20 protein-coding genes and 3 pseudogenes are annotated in these 20793 nt (G+C 47.0%); 4 read left to right on the plus strand and 19 right to left on the minus strand.

The window, feature by feature from the left end:
• Positions 1 to 154 precede the first annotated feature (154 nt).
• On the minus strand, positions 155 to 313 hold the full coding sequence (locus tag ACUN2T_RS20900; protein WP_445494842.1) for a hypothetical protein: 159 nt from the start codon (positions 311 to 313) through the stop codon (positions 155 to 157).
• A 520-nt stretch (positions 314 to 833) separates the two neighbouring features.
• Between ACUN2T_RS20900 and ACUN2T_RS20905 the strand changes: the two genes are divergently transcribed.
• Both ACUN2T_RS20905 and ACUN2T_RS20910 read left to right on the plus strand, forming a co-directional pair.
• Positions 834 to 1847 carry an Abi family protein gene (locus tag ACUN2T_RS20905; RefSeq protein WP_445494843.1) on the plus strand — a complete coding sequence of 338 codons (1014 nt, stop codon included), beginning with the start codon at positions 834 to 836 and terminating at the stop codon, positions 1845 to 1847.
• A gap of 928 nt (positions 1848 to 2775) precedes the next feature.
• Positions 2776 to 3174, plus strand: coding sequence for a hypothetical protein (locus ACUN2T_RS20910; protein WP_065389852.1), 399 nt, complete (start codon positions 2776 to 2778; stop codon positions 3172 to 3174).
• A gap of 39 nt (positions 3175 to 3213) precedes the next feature.
• On the opposite strand, the gene ACUN2T_RS20915 is transcribed toward ACUN2T_RS20910, so the two are convergent.
• From ACUN2T_RS20915 to ACUN2T_RS20980, 14 genes are read right to left on the minus strand one after another with little or no spacing between them, the layout of a single operon-like run.
• Positions 3214 to 4713 (minus strand): conjugal transfer protein TraG N-terminal domain-containing protein, encoded by a 1500-nt coding sequence (locus tag ACUN2T_RS20915; protein WP_445494844.1) that lies wholly within the window; start codon positions 4711 to 4713, stop codon positions 3214 to 3216.
• Positions 4710 to 5084: a hypothetical protein gene (locus ACUN2T_RS20920; RefSeq protein ID WP_445494845.1), complete on the minus strand. Its 375-nt coding sequence runs from the start codon at positions 5082 to 5084 to the stop codon at positions 4710 to 4712. Before ACUN2T_RS20920 ends, ACUN2T_RS20915 begins: the two co-directional genes overlap by 4 nt.
• A complete protein-coding gene (locus ACUN2T_RS20925) occupies positions 5084 to 6466 on the minus strand; it encodes an integrating conjugative element protein (RefSeq protein WP_445497947.1) in 1383 nt (460 codons plus the stop codon). The genes ACUN2T_RS20920 and ACUN2T_RS20925 overlap by 1 nt, the downstream gene beginning before the upstream one ends.
• 60 nt (positions 6467 to 6526) lie before the next feature.
• Positions 6527 to 7468: a TIGR03756 family integrating conjugative element protein gene (locus ACUN2T_RS20930; RefSeq protein WP_445497948.1), complete on the minus strand. Its 942-nt coding sequence runs from the start codon at positions 7466 to 7468 to the stop codon at positions 6527 to 6529.
• Positions 7469 to 7521: 53 nt separating this feature from the next.
• Complete coding sequence (locus tag ACUN2T_RS20935; protein ID WP_214090521.1) at positions 7522 to 7932, minus strand: TIGR03757 family integrating conjugative element protein; 411 nt, start codon at positions 7930 to 7932, stop codon at positions 7522 to 7524.
• On the minus strand, positions 7929 to 10775 hold the full coding sequence (locus ACUN2T_RS20940) for a conjugative transfer ATPase (protein ID WP_445494846.1): 2847 nt from the start codon (positions 10773 to 10775) through the stop codon (positions 7929 to 7931). The genes ACUN2T_RS20935 and ACUN2T_RS20940 overlap by 4 nt, the downstream gene beginning before the upstream one ends.
• Positions 10775 to 11194 carry a TIGR03751 family conjugal transfer lipoprotein gene (locus ACUN2T_RS20945; protein WP_445497949.1) on the minus strand — a complete coding sequence of 140 codons (420 nt, stop codon included), beginning with the start codon at positions 11192 to 11194 and terminating at the stop codon, positions 10775 to 10777. The genes ACUN2T_RS20940 and ACUN2T_RS20945 overlap by 1 nt, the downstream gene beginning before the upstream one ends.
• A 25-nt stretch (positions 11195 to 11219) precedes the next feature.
• Positions 11220 to 12698, minus strand: coding sequence for a TIGR03752 family integrating conjugative element protein (locus ACUN2T_RS20950; protein WP_445494847.1), 1479 nt, complete (start codon positions 12696 to 12698; stop codon positions 11220 to 11222).
• Positions 12688 to 13548 (minus strand): TIGR03749 family integrating conjugative element protein, encoded by an 861-nt coding sequence (locus tag ACUN2T_RS20955; RefSeq protein WP_445497950.1) that lies wholly within the window; start codon positions 13546 to 13548, stop codon positions 12688 to 12690. The genes ACUN2T_RS20950 and ACUN2T_RS20955 overlap by 11 nt, the downstream gene beginning before the upstream one ends.
• Positions 13549 to 13607: 59 nt before the next feature.
• Entirely contained in the window at positions 13608 to 14264 is a 657-nt protein-coding gene (locus tag ACUN2T_RS20960; protein WP_445494848.1) for a PFL_4703 family integrating conjugative element protein, read from the minus strand.
• Entirely contained in the window at positions 14261 to 14638 is a 378-nt protein-coding gene (locus ACUN2T_RS20965; protein ID WP_445494734.1) for a TIGR03750 family conjugal transfer protein, read from the minus strand. The genes ACUN2T_RS20960 and ACUN2T_RS20965 overlap by 4 nt, the downstream gene beginning before the upstream one ends.
• 17 nt (positions 14639 to 14655) lie before the next feature.
• Positions 14656 to 15042, minus strand: coding sequence for a TIGR03745 family integrating conjugative element membrane protein (locus ACUN2T_RS20970; RefSeq protein ID WP_011145431.1), 387 nt, complete (start codon positions 15040 to 15042; stop codon positions 14656 to 14658).
• A 40-nt stretch (positions 15043 to 15082) separates the two neighbouring features.
• On the minus strand, positions 15083 to 15319 hold the full coding sequence (locus tag ACUN2T_RS20975; RefSeq protein WP_011145430.1) for a TIGR03758 family integrating conjugative element protein: 237 nt from the start codon (positions 15317 to 15319) through the stop codon (positions 15083 to 15085).
• Entirely contained in the window at positions 15316 to 15642 is a 327-nt protein-coding gene (locus ACUN2T_RS20980) for an integrative conjugative element protein, RAQPRD family (RefSeq protein WP_445494849.1), read from the minus strand. The genes ACUN2T_RS20975 and ACUN2T_RS20980 overlap by 4 nt, the downstream gene beginning before the upstream one ends.
• A gap of 195 nt (positions 15643 to 15837) precedes the next feature.
• Here ACUN2T_RS20980 and ACUN2T_RS20985 point away from each other — a divergent pair.
• Positions 15838 to 16481, plus strand: a pseudogene (locus ACUN2T_RS20985) (IS1595 family transposase).
• A 97-nt stretch (positions 16482 to 16578) separates the two neighbouring features.
• Positions 16579 to 17079: pseudogene (locus tag ACUN2T_RS20990) on the plus strand (transposase); the annotation flags it as partial.
• 76 nt (positions 17080 to 17155) lie between these two features.
• Here ACUN2T_RS20990 and ACUN2T_RS20995 read toward each other — a convergent pair.
• From ACUN2T_RS20995 to ACUN2T_RS21010, 4 genes and pseudogenes are all read right to left on the minus strand, one after another.
• Positions 17156 to 17455 (minus strand): helix-turn-helix domain-containing protein, encoded by a 300-nt coding sequence (locus ACUN2T_RS20995; RefSeq protein ID WP_065389842.1) that lies wholly within the window; start codon positions 17453 to 17455, stop codon positions 17156 to 17158.
• A gap of 2 nt (positions 17456 to 17457) precedes the next feature.
• A pseudogene (locus tag ACUN2T_RS21000) lies at positions 17458 to 17727 on the minus strand (type II toxin-antitoxin system RelE/ParE family toxin); the annotation flags it as partial.
• A gap of 650 nt (positions 17728 to 18377) precedes the next feature.
• Complete coding sequence (locus ACUN2T_RS21005; protein ID WP_036807928.1) at positions 18378 to 19268, minus strand: DNA-processing protein DprA; 891 nt, start codon at positions 19266 to 19268, stop codon at positions 18378 to 18380.
• Positions 19269 to 19461: 193 nt separating this feature from the next.
• Positions 19462 to 20214, minus strand: a complete 753-nt coding sequence (locus ACUN2T_RS21010) for a TIGR03747 family integrating conjugative element membrane protein (RefSeq protein WP_445494850.1) — start codon at positions 20212 to 20214, stop codon at positions 19462 to 19464.
• Positions 20215 to 20793: the final 579 nt, after the last annotated feature.

The following is a 20793-nucleotide window of genomic DNA, read 5'->3' on the forward strand; positions in this document are numbered from 1 at the left end:
GGTATAGAATGACGATACCTTTCAATTCTCGCTTAATCAGGCTAAATAGCCAATTAAGAATGCAGTACATTTAAGAAGCAGCACGGAGAAATGAGTGGGCGAGTATTAAAACAATTGGATAGAACACCCAAAGAATAATTACCAACCTAGCAAGCTAACGAAAAAAGCAGCACTCAACGATAACAGGACGCTTTGTTAACGTACCTGTACGTTCAGCCAGATCAAAAGCAGCCTTAGCTCGACGCATGCCTTCAATTTTGCGCTCTTTTACGGACATTCGCTTAAGTTCAGAAATTCGGCGTTTTGATTGCATAACCTTCCCCTATCATCACTCAGTACTACAAGCTATAAGAACCAAAAATCTGTGTTTTTTTGATGTTCACAATGCTGAGAAACCACATGACTTAAAGCTTTCCTATGAATGTACCTTCTGTCAAGACAAAAGATGTACTATTATAGTACTAACAAATGCCAATATATAGGATTTCCGTATACTAATTTTTTCCTTTTAATTAAGAAGAACGAGAAAACCCCTGTTGATTTCTCAACAAGGGTTTATCCCAAATATTTTTCGGCATCAGCAGCATGATTTCCATCATCTGTGACCCTAGCACGTTACTGGCGGCAATAGCCGCAACCAGCAGAGAGAATGCTACAGCAACAAACAGATAGCGTCAAGCATCCTGCGGCAAAAACAGCAGCCCGGTTATAAATCACAAAGAATGGAAAAGAGGAAAATGAAAAGTATAGGTGAAATATCACAATCATTATTATATTATTTTAAATCATGTGAGAAAAGGATATGAATTACAATGACAGTCCAAAGTGTTCTAATGTCAATATCAGAAAGACGTATATCAACTTACAAAAGAGGCTTTAACACAGAAAATGAAGCTGAATGTTTAGGACTCTATATATGGAATAAAAGGCTCTGCGCCACTTTCTTTCCTGTATTACAACTTTTAGAAGTTTCGCTAAGAAACAGTTTATACTATGGTCACTTAGCATATCAACGGCAAAAACTTATAGATAGTGGGCTTCCCCCTGCCGCTGCTGAAATGGCAATAGACAGAAACTGGATTCAACATTTCTATTTAAATACAGAAGATAACAAATTTATAAAAAGCCGTGAGGCAGTGGAAAATGCCCTTTCTTCTATCCAAGAAGAAAAAAGAAAAGTAACTCCGGATGAATTGATTGCAAAGCTTACATTTGGTGTATGGAGTAACATTTGCTCCAATCATCATAAATCTGATAAACAGGGGTCCCTTAAAATATGGCCGGAAATGATAGATTTTGCATTCCCAGGTGAAAAAGTGACTTTCAAGCATATAACCAACGACATAAAAAAACTTAATTCTCTTCGTAATAGAATCGCTCATCATGAGCCTATATGGCATAATAGGAAAAGTTTTTCCGTTGAAGGTCACATTAATACAGTACTCAATAGTTTTAAGATGTGCTTGAACTTAATTAAGTATATTAATCCCTCTAATCTAAAAACAATTGTTATTATGGAAAGTATAGAGCAAATAACCCAACTGTGTAAAAAGGAAACTATTGAGAGATTCAAACAGGCAGCCAAAGATTTTGATCAAGTACATCCAGTAGATATAGAAGCTTGGTATAATAAAAACATTGCAGAGACAAGATTGGATGGTGTAATTGTAAAGGTTGAAGGTAAAGTGGTTTCAATAAAAGCATTTAAACATCCAAGTAATCTATTTGTTCTCGATGCCCATGGAAATCATGAAAAGAATTTACCTCACGAAATAGGTATCAACGTGAATTTCGAGCCAGACAATACAAGTGGCATATGGGTTGCAAAAAATGTTAGAAGAAAATAACAACGGCCTTTTAAAGCTAAGTAAAAAGGCAGAAATATAATAACAAACTTTATATTTTACATCTAACTGAAGTAGCTAGGCTGGCCATTTTTTTGCCACATACAGAAGAAACGCTTGCCGCCGCTTGGCTATATGTACAGTAGAGGACACAAGCATAGTATGTCAAAATCTCAAACGAGAATTCAGTGATATAGTAGCTACATATATAGAAATGCTGACGACTCTGGTAATAACAATGGTGATAACAGAATTATCCAGAAGAATAATGATTATTACATTCATCTAAATCAGTACCAAAATCAAAAACTATAAAATTAACTGACCTCATTGACAATCCTGATTCGACTGTAAATCATTATCCTAGATTCGTACTAGTATATTCAGCTGAGAAGTCTCTAGATTATTTAAAGATAAGGATTTTATTTTAAATAACAATAACAATAACAAAAAAACCTTATCAAAACTATTAACAAACTTTCTTTTTATGATTCCAAATTTATAGAACGCTACAACAAGCTGAGTGAAAAATGTAATAAAGGTTATTCGATTAAATTAAATATCTCCTGTTTCCTACAAAATTCCAGACAAAAATACTGACAGGTGTTCCTGATAGTTTCGCAAAGAAATACTCTTTTCGATGCATCAACCCGCCAGAAAGTTAAAAATATGACTACTCACCTTATTCGTTAAAAAAGCGTTATACACAGTTACACCGCTGATGTTGGTTCGCCTCCCCAGCTCACCAACCGCTTCCATTCACCCGACCCTTTGATGGGGTCAGGTGAATGAGCTTTATCAGCCGTGCAAATGTGCATAACACACAACTCGTTTTACGATTCATACCATAGACGCCGCTTAAATTTTTGGCTAACCTAACCAAGAAATAATTATGTTATTTATGAATACCATCTCAACAAGAGGTTACTCAATGACTGACAATCATGACACACAACGTACAATGCGTGCTCAGATTCGGGGAGCAAAAGTTGCTGGAATTTATCTCAACTTATGCCAACGTTTACGTACCTGGGATGCAAATTGTGTTACTAAAGCCCACAAACATAATCTCCCTACATGGGTAGGGCATTTGCCCATTTACTTACTTGCTGCCAGTCTGGCGACCACTTTGCTGATGGGTACATTAATGGTAGTTGGGGTTATTATGCTAATATTTGGAATAATCCTAGGTTTTTCACTGAATAAAGGTGTAATTGATAAAAAACTTACAGATGAACAAGGTTACGGAAATCAATATCGTGATGGTCCCTATGGGTGGGGCTGGTATGATGCAACCGGTTATATTGATGTCGACAATAAAGATGAATAGTTCATAAAGGAAGGGATTCCCCTCCTTAATATAATTATGTTACCTACTTATTCTATCTCCTAATTTCCCACCCGATTTCTGAATATCAGCAGAACCATTTTTCGTTGCATTTGTTACTGCGTCACCCATTTTAATTCCCGCCCAAGACAAAGCACTCATCCACAATGCCGGCAGCACAATAAACATCGTCCCCATCACAAAACTCATAATGATATCGTCTGTGCTATTCTGAAAACCAGCCATATTCCAGCGGCTGTGCGTATCCGAACCGTACAAAGCCTCCAATAACCAGCTGTCCAACCAGCGTGCCAATTCCCACCAAAATGTCAAAAAGTTCAACGCAAACACGACAAAGGTCAGCGTAATGACCGTCTTATATTCGTAGACAGCAAATACTATAATCAGCGGTAATATGATAGTCACTGCCATCAGTATAACAGCCTGCACCATTGGTAATGCCTGGCGCATTGCATCAAATGCCGGAAATGCCGCCAGACTCCCCAACGACATCCCACCCAATGAAGCCAGACGGCCCACTGAATTCATCAGGGTAAAATCCGCGTTCCCCCCGTAACCTGCATAGACATGTCCCCCCTGAGATGTTGTCAGGCTTTCCGGACTCACCAAACGCCGTATCACTGCCTCCTTATACTCTGATGTCTCCTTACCCATCAATTTCAATGCCGCCGATAACCGAAACCACATGCCTGGCTCAGCCTGCGCCATGATCCGTTTTTCCAATCCTACCTGACTGTCTGACCACCATTCCTTACAGGTCGGATAGCCGCCTTGTCCCGTATTAGCAAAACCATCATCACGGCGCGGTTTCCAGGGAAAATCCGGCCGGGGCGTTTTTGACTGAAGCGCATCATAATAACCCGCCCCATTCAGAAACGTTTTTGACCCCAACCATTCAATATCCCGTAATACCGCTTCATCCAGGGTTTTTCCCTCGTCCCGGCGTTTCCACTGATACAATGCCAGCGCATAACAGTCATGGGTAAAATCCTGTAATATCTGAGCCAATGCCGGATTATTAATCTGCGTATGCTGGACCTCAAAACGCAGTTGCCTCAGGTCGGGGCGGCAGGGAAGAGAAGCTATTGCGGCCTGAGTGACCCCTTTGGAAATCTGATGAACCAGTATCCACCAAACTGGAGCGGCCGCTGTTTTACCCTCAAGCGACGATATCACTGACGCATAACCCGTTTCAGCCGGTTTCGGTGTCCAAGTACCACAACTTTTTACGCGCGAGTCATCATACGTAATGGTACTCAGACTCACATTGACCAACGGCACACAGCAAGCAATCATCACCAGAAAAGCGCCATACAAAGTGTTTTCAATCCGGGTTACTGAGAGCATGCCCTTATTTCCTTCATCCTCCCCTTCTTCCCGGACTTTCAGCCAGATACCTATCATTTTGAATGTCAGCGGCAGCACAAATAACCCGGTGGCCAGCAGCACATTCCACAAGCCGTTATTCACTATCCAGCCCAGCAGGGTCAGAAAATATTCCAGATAGCTGTAAGTTGTCATGACTGCTCTCCGGAGACGAAGAACATGGCATACTCACAACATCCCACAAATCCCAGCGAAATGAGCGCCATCCGTTTCAGAGCCGCTTTCTGTGTTAACGGCAATGGGGATCGCCAAAGCTGCCACATGAAACAGGCAATCACACTGTACATGGCCAATCGCCAGGCCAGCCAGCCGTAACGGGTCGTGTACATCCAATGTTGTAAGGCACTGAACTGAGACGGATACGCCAAGCCAACTGCGGCAACAAGTAACATGCCCCCCATCATCAACATGACGATTAACCCCCGCCTGAAATGCCGTTTCAGTCCCACTATCAACCTCTGTTTAGTGCCAGCAGGTACCCGAATTTCACTTTGCTCAGACATCATTATTGTCCTTCACGCCCTTTCGGCGGCACGGACAAGGTGTGAATACGACTGTCGGTATTATCGGTGGATTGCCGTTGCAGATTCATTTCAACCCGATGTTGTTCACGCTCAAGCGTGGTCAGTGCGGTATTTTGTGCAATCGCCCGGCGCAACTCCATTTCATTCTTCAGGGCAGTAATTTCTCTGTCCAGTGTCGCAATACGACGATCACTCTCTGCCATAGCCTGCGCCTGCGCAGCGGCATTCGGTTCTGCCTGCCCGGTCATCAACATTCGCCGCATAGTGAGCGCAGTCTCAATGGTGTCTGCCATCGCTAACTCACTGGCCAACCGACTCACCAGCGCACCACTGTCCGGATCACGTTTCAGGGCCTGGACAACCCCGCGAGTCACCATCAGGCTACCTGTTTTGAGTTTTGCCAGATTGACTATGGTAGGCGCATTTTCCCCGCTGACCAGTTTCATCAATTGCTCAATGTTGGTTCTGGTCGCCTCTTCCAGCATCGGCGCAAACCCCGTCCCAGCAACACTCGCACCCGGCTGGTCTTCGGTACTACCACTAGTACACTGACGGCTGTCAGTACAGGTACGAACCGAACGATCACCTAATACCTTGACGACCGCGTCTGCGGCTTCTTCACTGTTCTTGAATTTCTGGCAAGCAGCGCCATTACATTGTGTGTGGCTGACATTGGCATGGCTATTCGCCGGCAGGTTGTTCATCATATTGAAGCCGGCTTTTGCCAGATCCCGGATAGGCTGAATCGCTTTCTGTCCTTTTCCTCCCCGTTTTTCACCCCCAATCCAATTTGAACCTTGTGTACCGTCCGCAACCTCCATTTTTTGTGTCGTGCCAACCGCATCACCGTTGCCGGTATTCACCAGCGTTTTGTATTCCTCCATCAACGCCGCTTTAGTCCATTTACTGCTATCCGAAAAATCCATCATACGCTGTGACATGTTCTGGCAGCTTAGTTGTGATTTGTCGAACGCAATACCTGCCTGTAACACCCCGTTGGTCAGCATTTCATATAATCCCGGATTAGCACGCTGGATAACCATTGCCGGCAAACTGGCTACGGCCCCGGTAGCCCCCTGTATTACTTCCCCCATCAGGTTTTTAAACCCCGAAGTCAGGCCATTAAGCTGATTCCCTACCGTCGTTTTTAAATCAAAGTGACCGCACATCAGGTCACTGCTCCAACCGAGGTTTAATCCGCCCAGATGTTGCAGATGACTGCGGGTCGCCGGCTGCGATATCACTGATCCGCCACCTATGTTGTAAAACAGCTTATCCGATACCGCCCCATTCAGGCTTTTCCCGTAACCTATCGGGCTGTCCGCAATGGCAAAACCTGCCGCCTGAACAACAGGAACAGTCATAAACGCCAGTGCTATCAATACAGGCAAAAATAATCGTTGTCTCATCCCATGATCCCAGTCTCAAAAATCGGTACTGTAAAGAAAAGTCTGTCCACGTCGCTGACAACAACTGTAGGGTTGCCACAATGCAAAGACATAATTCCCGTCCTTGGCCGCTTCCCCGCTGTTATCCGGAAAAACAGCACAAGATGCGCTCATTTTCGGCGCTAAACGTTGCCATTGATGATTTTGGCTACCCGTATTCTCAACGACTTCGCCGGGTGGCCAGTAACCCTGTTTACGGTTCCCTTGCAGGGGTTGATAAACATGCCCCTGCCCGGTACGGGTGATAATGTCTGCTACCCGTTGCGCTACTACCGCAGCCGCTTTATTATCATCCTGTTGTGTCACAAACCCGCTTCGCGGATAAATATTGCCCCACATATTGCCCCGAAACGAATCCCCCAGCTCACGTTTACCAGGAATAAGCGCCTCGGGATAAAACGACTCTGGCACACCGGACCGCCAAACCAGGCTGTCCAGCGTACTCAAAAAGTAAGGCATAAAAGGCGTGGCGGCACTTTTACACGCATACCCCGAAATTTTCCCGCCCATCATGGCAGTTGCCGGATGCCCAATCGCATCGGCATATTTAAAATACAGATTGTTTTTTCGGTTGCCTGGGATTTTCAGCTGATGATTACCGCCCCCCACGGCTATCCCGGAAAGTGCTCTCGTTACGGTATTTTCCACTCCGTCAACAGTCTGGCTGACCAGAGACATTTCTCTCCAGGGATTACCGCCAGGCGCGTTATAGACGGAAACCACGGCCTGAGGAATAAAATGCGCAACTTTTATCGAGGTCTGCACTTTGCACCCCCAGGGAGAACACAGCAGCCAGTAACAAATACCTTTTATCCGCCAACTGATGCACGATACCGACGCGGCACTGGCCACAATCTGAGCCGTATTCACACTGGCAACGGCCACGGGCGCCAGAACAACCGTTAGCATCAGGACCATACCGAACTTTTTCAGCCGGGAATGCCATGTTAATGACGATAAATCCGAAGATTTCATGGCTGGTTTTCCTGCTGATAGGTATCCCAAAGTAACCGGGCCTGTCTGATGTCTGTCGTACCGTACACAACATAATCATCATCAAAAACCACTGCCGGGAACTTCTTAAGGCCCAACGTCCAGGCATTCAGTAACCCCTGGTAAGCCTGACTGATATGTCGCCCCTGTTGATGCCACGATGGAGACTGCAAAATCTGACGGAACTGTTTGACTGCCTGTTCAGGATCAGCCGATAACTGACCGAACAGTTGTGCTTGCAGCTGTTCGGCCCCATCAAGGTACACAACCCGGACACGTTGATCAGCATTGCGCGGCGGATGGCTTGTGTCGGTATATATCACCGTGCTGGCAAACACCGATACCGGCATTAACAACAGCAAAAGCGTCCAGAATACCCTGATATTCATAGCCTACACTCCTGCATGGCTAAGAGATCTTCATCACGCACATTTGCCGCTTCCCCGGATATCAGACCACGGGCACGGTCCAGCCTGCGCGCCACAACAAAGGCGGCATCCAATTCGCTGCAATAAAGCGCTTTCATAATCGCCCTGCGCTCTGCCTTTTCCTCTTTCTCCGTCATACCCAGCGCCAGATAGACACTGGGCGGCACCACCCGAAACAACGCCTCCACTTTTTTCGACAACACCACGCCTTCGGTGTAACAGCCCGGGAGTTTGCTGGCTGACAGCAACACCGATTTTTGTTCTTCAGACAGCTTTTTAAAACGCGCTATCTGTTCGACTTCATCCGGCGGCATTGTCAGACACAACCACCACTCCGCCATATTCAGCATCTTCTCCGCACTATCCGGATAGTCCGCCAAATTCTGAGTAGCCAGCCACAACCAGGCGCCCAGTTTTCGCCACATCTTGACGACTTTGGTCATGTAGGGCGACAACAGCGGATTAGTAGTCAGTATATGCGCTTCATCCACCACAAAATTAATTTCCCGGTCCTCAAACTGGTCACGCTCCGCCATATTGTTGATGGTATTGACCAGAGACACCATCGCCAGCGACATCTGGGCACCATACCCTTCACGCGCCAACGTACCGAGGTCAATCAGCGTCACATCGGCTTCTGGCCACGGAGTTCCCGGACGATTAAACAATTCCCCCTCAAAACCACTGGTGAACATTGACATCGCCCCCGCCATCTCTTCAGCACGGGTCCGACGCTGTTCGGTACACAATGCTCTCCCCTGTTCATCCCGCCGGCTGTCCCGGGCAATCACAGACAATGCCTTTTGCAAATCTTCCGCGATCATCTGTCGGCCGTCATCAAAGCTGGCTCTCGCCGCTATCATGATGGCTTCACGTATCATGCCCCGATCCGCCCGCGTCAGACGCTCCTCCTCTTTCTTCTCCCCGCCAGTGATCATCATACGGGCCGCAATTTCCATTTCACCCAGAATATCGCGCTGCTCATCGTCCCCGTCGTCTTCAATTTCCTCTGCCGGCTTTTCACCCGCCAAATCCAGCTGAGAAGATGCCATTTGAAGCAATTGGTGGGCATCAGCAAACAGCGCCAGACTGACACCACAGCCCGGTTTAATACTGATTTTGTTGACACTCAGCCCCAGACGTTGACAGTAATCAGCAAACAACCCAAAACTGTTGCCCGCTTCCGCCACAAATAACCGGGGACGGTGCACCGCCATCAGCTGCGATAAACTCACACAAAGCGTAGCCGACTTCCCCGCACCGGTCGGCCCGAACAGCAACAGATGCGCATTCTGGGTACGGTCATGTTTACTTTGCGGATCAAATGTCAGCACATCGCCGCCCCGGTTAAAAAAGCTAAGACCCGGGTTACCCGTGCCGGTCGCCCGCCCTGTCACTGGCAACAACCCAGCCACATGCTGCACCCAAGTCAACCGGGTATACCAGTGATGCTTGTCTCGTTGCGGGTTAAAACACATCGGTAAGGCACGCAGATAACCGTTTAACGGCGCGACGTCGCATTCGGGTTTGACCGGCTGCAACCCCGAGACCAACAGGGTGGCGGCCAGTTGCTGATGCCGACGGTTCAAATCATCAACATCAACCCCCTGTAACAAAAAAGTCAGTGCAGAACGGCACAGTTTATGTCTCAGCCCCAGATGCGCCTTAGCTTCTTTTACGTCTGCACGCACTCGCCCTGATTCAGTATTTTCTCCCATTGCATTTTTTGACAATCTGTCGAAATCCCGCTCCAGTGTATCCTGCGCCTGTATGACAATGGTCAATGAAACAAGAGTACCTGACGGTAATAAATCCATCAGCGCATTGATATGTTCACCCCGGACCATTTCACCGGTCAGCGTTCCCGGTTCTGGAGGGCGACGCAGCCGTTCAACCGGTACCGCCCGATGAGCAATATTATCAAACCACCAGACACCGTTTTTCACGTCAGAACGCGGCGGGGTAAACCACAAGGTTTCCGTGAAATCATTATCTGGCTTCCACTCACCAGCCTGTGGGGTTGCATAACTAGCCGCCTGATACAACGTCGTTTTATCTATCCAATCTGGAGCGGGATTGAATAACCGCAGTAACCAGTGATGAACCTGTTCACCATCTTGTCGTTCACACAAAATGCCGGCGCTGGCCAGCGAGGCCGTCAGTCGGTTACAGACCTGATTAAGCAACGCTGCCGGTGACAGAGCATCCTTCTGGCCTGCCGGGACCCAGCGATAAACAACCATTCGGGTACGGCGTTGCTGCCCTCTCCAAGGTTGACCGGTGATCAATGTGTCGTTAAACAGCCCTTCAGGCCGGGCAATACCCCGCAAATGTCGTTCAGTCTCAGCCAGCCACGTTTCGGTAAAGGCTGTGCCCTGTGCCCAGGGCCTGATATATTGACGAAGCTGCGTCAACGATGACGACGAGTCATCTTCATCCTGACAAAAAAACTGCACCACCCAGGGAGAAATATCCTCTTCCTCCAGACTGTCCTGCAACGCATCCTCCACCTGGTCACGGATCTCTTCCAGACGGGCAGCAGGGCGTCCATCTGTCGAGACCGGAGAGACGGTATAAACCGCCCCGACTGACAGACCGTCATCCAGCAACAGACACTTTTCCTCGTCCAGGTATTCTGCCCAGGGCAAATAATCAATGATAGATGGTGAAGGGTTATACAGTGCCGCTTCATCAACGTGCGTCATTTTGCCGGGCCGCTTTACAGGTTCACGCCCGATCACGCAGGAAGAAGGCGATAGGTTGTCCGCTTTACGCAGGCGGACTTTATTTAACCACGTCCACATCACAATGCCACCGTCCGCTCACCCGGCAGGGCATACTGCACCTGACTGTAAAACGAAAACACCGTGCTGTATCCCGGCACAGGCGAATTTCCCGCCACCAAATGGGGAAAGAGATACATCACCATGTCCGGATTGGGCAGCCGTGGGAAGGTTTGACTGATTTCATTTTCCTGTGTACGACTATAACTTTCAGCATAGTCAGTCGAAATCTGCTGCTCCCGTTCATTGAGCCCCCGGCGCAGCACCTGACGGGCTTCCAGCGTGATCTGTGACGACGCGGCCTTTCCCTGCCACAATGCCAGCATAGTCTGATCTCCCGATGGCAACATGTTCTCTTTGGACGTGCTGCAACCGGTCAGGAGCGTCGTCACTACGAGCAGGCAAACCCAACAACCTGATTTCAATCTGACGCTGCACATACCGGCTCCACAGATATTCACTTTCTCAGTCCAGCCCATCGCTGTTCTCCTGTTCCAGGCTAAAGGGGTATTTCACCTTGCGCCCCTGTGTGTCGTAATCAATGGTGATTTGTTGGGTAATATGTACCGCCACGCTGGCTCCCGGCGGCACGTAGACGGCATCAAAGGTTTGACCATAACGGGCTTTAACCCATTCCAACACGGCTTTAAATCCTCCGGCAGCCGCTTGCCCCAAAACCGCTTTACCGGCATCCCCGGTCAGTGATGATGTTGCGCCACCATAACCGTTAGTCTGGGTGGTAAGCTGGCTCTGTGACAGCACATCACCGGCTGCTGTACCACCAGAAAGAGCAAATAAGGTTGACAAGTAACTGGCTGCATTGGATTTTCGTGTCCCGCTGATACACGGAATACCATTATCGTCAGACAACCAGCCGATACCGCTGCCATGATTATCCTGAACGTGATGGCGGCCATTAATGCGATGATCCGATTTCGGTACGGTTCTGACGGTGCCGTCTGCAAAGACAAAGGTGAAAGAGGTGACATTGCCGCGCACACAAGACAAGGTCCAGTCACCGGTAGCCGTACCCGAAACAATCGCGCCTTCCACGTCCGGCAGTTCAATGCCGTTGGCAGTCAGGTTATCTTTACCCATCAGTATCTTAAAAGGATACGGGTCAGTGACTTTGTCATTTACCGGTACCCGGCCTAATAATGCCGTCATCGCCTGGCTGCCGACCAGCGTCGTATTCTCGGGCAGAGTATAAACGGGCCGAATAGTCTCGTTTGTATCACCCTCGGTAATGGCTCGCTGATTTTTAGTCATACCGTCATATTCCACTTTCTGACGGCGCAATGCATTGTCTTCCATAAATGACACGGGAAAACGGGGAGTCGCTGGCTGACCGCTCATTGCAACCTGTGAGTCAGCCGGTAACACGTCCTGTGGGGTAATCCAGACCAGCCTGTCCCCGTCTGAGGTCGTATTTTGGCCGGTATCGTCCAATCCTAATCCCAGCGGAATATCACGCTCAACCAAAGGAGAGTTTGTACTTATGCTTTTATTGCCTAACTGACGGGTCAACTGGTCAAGTCGGCTGAACAGCGTTTGCTGCTCCGCCTTCAACACCTGCTGTTGCTTTTCTGTTTCCTCACGGGTACCCGCTACCACCCGGTTAATCTGGTCAGTCATGCGCTGACTCCCGTTTCGCCATTTCTCATTGTCCGCCAGGAATTGTGCGTTTTGTTTTTCCAGTGCCGCCTGCTGAACACGGATACTGCGCAAAGCTCCAATCAAGGTACGCAATGTGTCTTCCGGGGTGTCTCCCTCAATACCTAATGCCCGCAGCTCCCCGGAAGACAGTTCCGCCAAAGCCTGATGACTCACTGTCTGGCTGACAGGCGTCTCTGATTGCCGACAACTTTTGATACCCACCGCCAGCCCTGCAACAACAAAAGCAGGCACGACCCACTTCACCACACCGTTTGACTTAATTTGCATGGGGATTTCCTTGTCGCTTCATGGGCGTTTTTGACCTCACCGGTTCAGGCAGAAAGGCACGGTCAGGCCGACCTTTCACCACCAAATAGACGGTAGTCGTGTCTTCCGGCGTACCTGACGGTCCCAACCAACGATGCTGAAAGGTCGCTGCTATGAATTGCCCCTGCAACCTGCGTGGATCAAGCACTACGTTCTCACGGTGGGTATTACGCACTTTCAGCGCCACCACAGTGAGGTTATCCACACCCCAGCCCCCTAACGGGGAGACTATTACCGGCGCAGAGGGATACAATGTGGTCAATCGGGGCGACAATGCCAATGATACCGGGTGAATGCCGGGAACAGCTTCTACTGTACGCAACGGCGCATACAGACTCTGCGCAGCATAACGGGTCAGGACCACCGGCAGCGGAGCCGTATAGGACGGTTTTTGACGCCGGGCGGCCTGACGTTCACCGGCAAGAGAGGGAGACGTTGCTGACGTATTATCCCCTTTGGCTCCATGATGAATCTGATGGTTGTCCGTCAACGTAATCACGTCCCCGTGGTACACCATACGAACCGGCTCAAGGGGACCTTTTCCATTTGTAGCTGTCACATCCAGCAAAATCACTTCACCACTTTCCACATCCTGAAGTTGTAGCCGGGTCTGGGTAAACGTTTCACTCGGATACAGATACACTGCACCACCGGTGCTTTGTACCCGCAATTTGCCATTCAACACACTCGGAAAACCTACCCGGACATTTTTATCCACAAAAACCACCCGCTCCTGTCCAACATGCAGGGCAACCGGCAGCGGGATACGCTCCCACTTCATCAACTCCACAGCCTCAACGGCTGAAACCATCACCAGCCCAGCGAATAATAATGCGGTCAATACCAATAACTCGACGAGTACCTGTTTTTTCACTGGAATATCCCCTTTTTCGCCGGTACCGGCTGTGATGCTGCTTCCAGCCGTTGCGGTGTGCTGTCATAACAATCCAGTGCCAGGCCAAACGGGTTACGCTCTGCATCCCCTTCCCAACGGGTGACTTTAATTGGGTAACGTACCAATGCCCGTTTGACCGGCTCAGCGTGAAAATATTCATCGACCACTAAATCTAACCGGATAACCCAGTTATCCCGGTCTTTTACCATCACATTGCTGTCACGAAAGCCCCGTTCCGGAATTTCATACACCACCCGCACGCGATCTTTTAGCTCACCCACTTGTGAGCGGTTTTGAGCATCCTGTTCCAGAAATACCTGACAGGAGGGGGTCAGATAAGGAGAAAGCGCCGCTATTTTCGCTGGATAATCGACTTCCCCGTCTTTCGGCCAGGCATTCAATTGCTGAAAAATATAAAAGCCAAAGGCATAGACCTGGGAGACAGGCACTTGCCACCACGGGCGGGTACTGCCACTGCGGACATCCGGCGGCGTATAAATGGTTAACGCTCTCGGCGCCATCATCCAGCCACTCAGACTCAGTAACAACAACAAAACCAGCACACCACAGGCCGCACGTAACGTCAGGATATGCTGGTCCCGATCTTGAATTGCATGACGAAAACGGCTCATAACCGCCCCATTCGGGTCATTACCCGGTGACGGCGGCGCAACGACCAGCGTTGTGAGGTGATAATCAGTGACGGGTCACCCAGACCCCAGCACCGCTTTTTAACCTCCAGCCGTCGATAGAGATAATGCGCCGGTTTACCGCGTTTCATCCGGGCCAGGTATTTGCCGCCAAAGGCAATCAATAACAACGGCGCAATCAGTGCCACCGTCGGTATCATCACCCAACCCGTTACCGGTGTCAGTAACAAACCAATGACCGTGCCAGCTATCAGTCCCGTTAATGCCGTCCAGCCCAGTTCTGGGGTAGTAAATCCCCGGAACACGACAGGTTCGGCGTTAAGACGGTCAGGTAAAAAACGAATAGTCTGAACCATACTGACACTTCCTGGGGTCAAAAGAGAATGGACGTCGATTTGCCCAGCAGCCAGATAACCGCCACTAACAGCACCACGCCAACCACCACAATCGCACCAAATTTAGTCCAGGAGGCTCTGTCACTGCGAACTTCAGAAAAAGTATGAATTGCCGCGGTCGCCACATTGATAAACGCGATCGCGGCAACAACCAGCCCGCCTATCACAATGCCGTCCTGCAAGTAACCTTTGACGGTATTAAAAATGCCGCCACCACTCCCGCTGGAAGGCGGTTCAACCGTTGGCAATGCCGCTGTCACGGGTTGACAAACCAGATAAGCCAGCACACTGAGTGACACTGCACAGGTATTGATACGGGCAAACAGGCGGAACAGTGACTGACATCCCCGGTTTAACAGATCCATTTCCTTTTCCCTTTTTTCCATTACAGGTTAAAAAAACCGATTAGCTGGCAAACATCCAGATAGCCATCACCAGCAACAACGCCACACGAATGACAAAACGGTTCATCGCCGCTTCACGGACCTTTTCATTGGCCCAGCCCTGCCAGACATCTACCATTCCCCATGCGGCCCAGAGAAACAGCACCGCTATCAGTAAACCGATACAGAGAAATTGCATCACATGGGGATCGAGATTGCCGGAAGCCGCCCTGAATGCATTGCGTTGTACCTCGTTCACCGGATTCGCTCCTGACGATATTGACCGGTCACATCCAGCGCAACCGCAGAAATCCCGGGTTGGGCACGGGAGGGGGTCAGATAGCGGTTAATACCTTCACGGACAATATTGAGGTCCCGGTTAGCACGTAGATAATCAAAATAAAAACGGTCTGCCTGACCCTCCTGAACGGCCAAAACCCGGGCGCGTTCCAAACTGGCTTGCACCTGGTCAAGCTGTTTGAGTGTGGTGGCCAGCTCATCTTTTTCCCCGGCCAGCACAGGCCAACTCATTAGTATCGTCAGGACAAAAAGACTATGGGAAAATAAACGGAAATAAACCATAGCATTACCCTAAATCTGCGTAGATATATACATCAACAGAGTGACGAAAAAGGGTAACGATTACAGTGAATAATTGTTTATCTGATTTTGAAAATTTTGGGTACTTGAATTTAAGGTTGAAACCAAGGCGGGATTCCACTTTGTATTTAACTTAAGGGGCTGTCCTAGATAAGTTATTTTATCTAGGATATCCAGATGAGAAAAAGTCGGATTAGCCAATACAAGCAAAAACGTCTTCATGGGCTCTTCGTTGCCGGGGCTACAACTCGAGTTAGTCGGTGTCAACAAAACGACTTCGGCTTACTATTTTCACCGCCTCAGAGTCCTTATCGCAGGTTATGTCGATGAATATTCTATGTTTGACGGTGAAGTCGAGATAGACGAAAGCTATTTCGGCGGTAAACGTAAGGGCAAACGCAGACGAGGCTCCTCGGGGAAAGTCCCTGTTTTTGGACTTCTCAAGCGAGGTGACAAGGTTTACACCCGCCTAATACCTAACGCTAAATCTGATACCTTAATGCCGATAATCACTGCCAAGATTAAGCCTGACAGCCTGGTCTACACAGACAATTTTGCCCGCTATGATGTGTTAGATGTATCCGATTTTAAACACTATCGAATCAACCATAGTACAGAGTGTGTAGACGCTAAAAATAGTCAAAATCATATCGATGGAATAGAGAATTTTTGGAACCAAGCCAAACGTCATTTGCGTAGATTTAAGCATACCAAAGGAGCATTTTGAGCTCTTTCTTAAGGAATGTGAGTGGAGGTTTAATACACCGGGTGTAAAAGACCAATTACACATTCTAAAACAAATAGTTAAAGGAAGAATATAATCGCGATCTAGGGCAGCCCCAAACATTTTTTATATTGAACATGTAAGACACTATTTTAAGGCTGATTTTCCCGGATTGGTCAGCTACACCTCCGTTTCCCCGTCATCAAGTATTTGAGAGCGTCTCACAGCAAATGAAAACGAGTACGGGCGTTTTATAACTTTAAACTTCATCTGATTATCAATGATTGTGGCAAACTTTTGGCGGTTAAGTTGATCTCAGGAAATTAGGATGATTGCCATCCCATCAAAGCGCGGGTACAAGGATTAACAGGATGGACGATAAAGGGTATTTATCACAGACCTTGTGCGATGAGCTGAAAGCAGAAGGAATAACGTTAATCACTCACCGTAATAATATGAAGGCAAAAGCATTATCTCTCTGGGATAAGCTGATGTTAAGAAGGCAATTTTTGATAGAAACGGTCATGGATCAGCTCAAAAATATTTCTCAGATAGCGCATTCAAGACACCGCAGTCAGCTCGGTTTTTTATTGGAAATCGTCGCTGGCCTAATTGCTTATACATTCCAACCTAAAAAATCAAGCTTGAATTTACAGGATTATGATATCACTATTTTTAAACGAAACCGAGGTTAATTAAAACAAAGTACCGGATAAAAAAACAATACCTTGTCAATAATCTGAAGAAAGCCCGCTCTGCGGACTTTCTCCCTTAAAGATGGAAAACTACGCGCTTACCCGTTGGAAGTGTCACATCAAGACTTAATTCGCCGCCTAATGCTTTCACATAGCGCTTAAGTGTTGATAGCCTTGGATCATTGTCAGCTTGTTCCATTCGAGCAACGGAAGGCTGTTTGACCCCCATAACAGCGGCCAATTCTGTTTGTGAAATTTTTAGCTCATCACGCAATTGGCTAAGGGCGATCTGGATACTGGCTTCTTCAACCCGTTCCGCGACTCGTGCCTGCATTTCAGGACTTTCTTTAGCCAACAGTTCTCTGTAAGTAGCCATGATTATTTCTCCAGTTTCGCAAGATGTTTATGGTACTCGGAATCAGCCAGCCGAATCATATCCTTATAGAAACGTTTCTCATTTAATCCCGTTTTATCGCCAGCACACAAAATAATTGCGCAGCGGGTAGGATCAAACGCAAAAAACGCTCTGATAGGATTACCAGCATGTTGTACACGCAGTTCCTTCATATTGGGGAAATCAGAACCACTCAATGTATCAACATATGGTCTGCCAAGTTTTGGGCCGAACTTTTCCAATACCCCCATAGCTTCATAGCTTCATAGCTTCATAGCTTCATAGCTTCATAGCTTCATAGCTTCATAGCTTCATAGCTTCATAGCTTCATAGCTTCATAGCTTCATAGCTTCATAGCTTCATAGACTGACTCCCTTAGAGCATCTTCCTGAGTCAGGAACCACTCATCAAAACACTCTGTCGTTATGACTTCCCACATATCGACTCCATAGCCTATTTGTTATAATCAAGAATATAACGTATTCACTATAATTTCAACCATAGCAGCTCGATTTTATATTCTTTTTTCAACCGAAAAAGCCGAGTTTGAATTTACGGGGTTCTGAACTCGCTCTTCTTAAGCAAAGTTGAGATTAACTAATGTCAGTTTTGCACTTTGATGGAGGTACTGGAACAAAAGTCAAACGTTGAAGGGTGCTGATGATATGAGACAACATTTCAGCTATTCTATTTATTGCCTGCTGCTTATATTTATAATGCTCTTCAGTTCTCTGTAATACACTCTTTTTTAGATTTATTATTAACCTATTCATTTCACTGCAAGCAGAACCTTTTCTGGCTGTATATTCCCCATGAAAGTAACAATAAAACTAACAAATGTCGTCCTCTGCAAGATAGTAGTGATCTCTACGACTCAATTCATCAATTTTTGCAAGACGGTAAGTCACAGATGTTCCCTAATATCCTCATAGTCTTTAACCCTTATAGCCCCTAACGCTTCATATTTTGCCGGCCAGCTAATCGAAGTATTCTTGAAACAAGATTCTAATATAAATAATTTCCTGCCTTGATTCAAAGCCGCTCTAGCTTGCGTCATCGTTCCTGAGGTATCAGATGCCTCAACGATAATAGTCGCTTCAGATAATGCTGACATAGTCACATTACGCTCAGGAAAAAACAGACGATTACTACGGTAATCTTGCTCAATATAACGTTTAAATGGTACCTGGCTAATTAGCAAATAACTTTCTCTAATTGCCTTTTGGAGCTCACTATTCTGTCTTGGGTAAATATGAGACAACGGAGTACCAATAACCGCTATTGTGTTACCTCCCAACTCCAACGCAGTCGTATGAGCAACCGTATCGACTCCCTCAGCCAAGCCAGAAATAATAGTAAATCCATCATTCACAAGACTTTTAACTAGCTTTCTTGTTCTACGGCGACCTTCATCAGATATCTTTCGTGAACCGACAACAGCCACACACCGAGTATTAACTAAATCCCACCAACCTTGATAATAAAACAATTCTATTGGGTGACGAGCATCTCTCAATTTATCAGGATACTCACTAGCTCCGTGCACTCTAACACCTAAATGCTCCACAGAATATTTATTAAGAATATATTTCAGTGACTTTTTGACAGACTCTCTTTTTTCTTCGGGGACGAGTTCAGATGGTATAGTACCATTAGGTGCTTGCCGGAACTTATCAGCAATAGTTTTAAATGTAGCGTCCTGCTCGGTCCACAACGCTTCATATGCCGCCATCTCCTCAAATGGAGATATCGCTCGTTCGAAGGAATCTGAAGATCCAAAATCAAGTTGCAACATTCTATCCGTTCTCAATTCATAGTATAAAAGGTTACTAAGAACACCTACTACAGTAACTGCCGAAAAGGCAGTACAAAAACAGGCTAAATGGTTAACTGAGCAAATGCCATTATTTTTTCTTTTTACTGCCAAATTAGGCTTTTTCGCTGAAAAATCTAACAAAAATCATTAAAAATTTCACCTATTTATTACCTCAAAGATATTTCTTAAAAGTACTTATCATCACGGTAATAGCGATCCCTAATAGAAGAGCTGCAGGCAACAAGAGTAAATTAGGATACACAGCCGATGGCCAGGAGAGATATAACAGACAGGGTACACAAAACGCTGGTTTCACAAACCGTTTGGCATGATGATAAACAAAACTCGACTCATAAGCGGCACCATAACGTCGCAAGTCACGTCGGCTTAGTCCTTCAACGACAGCAACGCCTATAACCATCACAAACAATGGCAAAGACAACACCAGAATAGTGAGCCGGATAATAAAGGTTACGGTCACATATACCGTTGCCAGCAAGTACTTCCGCAAACTTTCCGCCAGTAATACACGCCAATCGCTCAACTCTCTCACCATCTCATAGTGGCTCCGAGCTTGTACTGTATGTTGCTGGTTAATCCAGTCCAGTGCACCACTGTCTACAAACACCCACTGATAACTCCATTTTAACCCGATACTGAGCGTAGTCGCGGGCTCTGATAACAGTAAGCTGCGGGTAAATTCTTTAGACAACCAACCGCTTTCCGTGAGCATCACTTGTTGGCTGTGCCTTTCGCCCTGTTCCGGCCAGAAAAAGGCTATCCCAAGGTATTCAACAACCAAACTAAAAAACAACGATACCAGCAAAAAGCCAATGAGCATCCATGGCAGCTCCCACAGGGCCGTTTTTAACGGGCCTGATTTTTTCGGCGGCATCTGCGGCGATTTAGCTTTCTGCTGCGTCATCGTCAGCTTCCTCATCAGGCGTCAGCACCGCTGGATTTAACATCACATTGAAGTCAACCTGACTGTCATCTGGCATTGCACTACCCGACCACCAGGATTCACTGGTACGGTAATGTTTACTCGGCTAACACTTAATTGGAGCTATCTGCGCTCTTTTTGCGCAGATAGATGTAACTAAACCGGTTCCGCTCCAGGTTGGAGGGGGCTGGTTTATGAGATCATGAGGTCGGCCTTTTCAGCTATAGCGATTTCCCCAATTTTCGGAGCTTCGGCTCCCTTAATTTGACCAACGATTTTTACGCATTGCGTATTGCTAACTTATATGCTGAATTCCGAAAATGACTTCACGTTTTTCCTGTCTATACGCTCATTCTTCTCGTTCGGTTAGGTAAATTTGTCAGGCGCTTCTTAATAACTTCTTAGTCTCAAGATAGAGGTTTATAAGGCTAAGATAGCTTTACATTAGAGGTAGGTTCAAGTTCAGCTGAAATCATAGCTGAATGCATTCCAATCATTTTCATTTGGTTAGGCATTTCATTCTGTACTGTGCATTATGATAGGGGTGTTAACCCCATTTTA

It is taken from the genome of Photorhabdus machadonis (assembly GCF_052657765.1).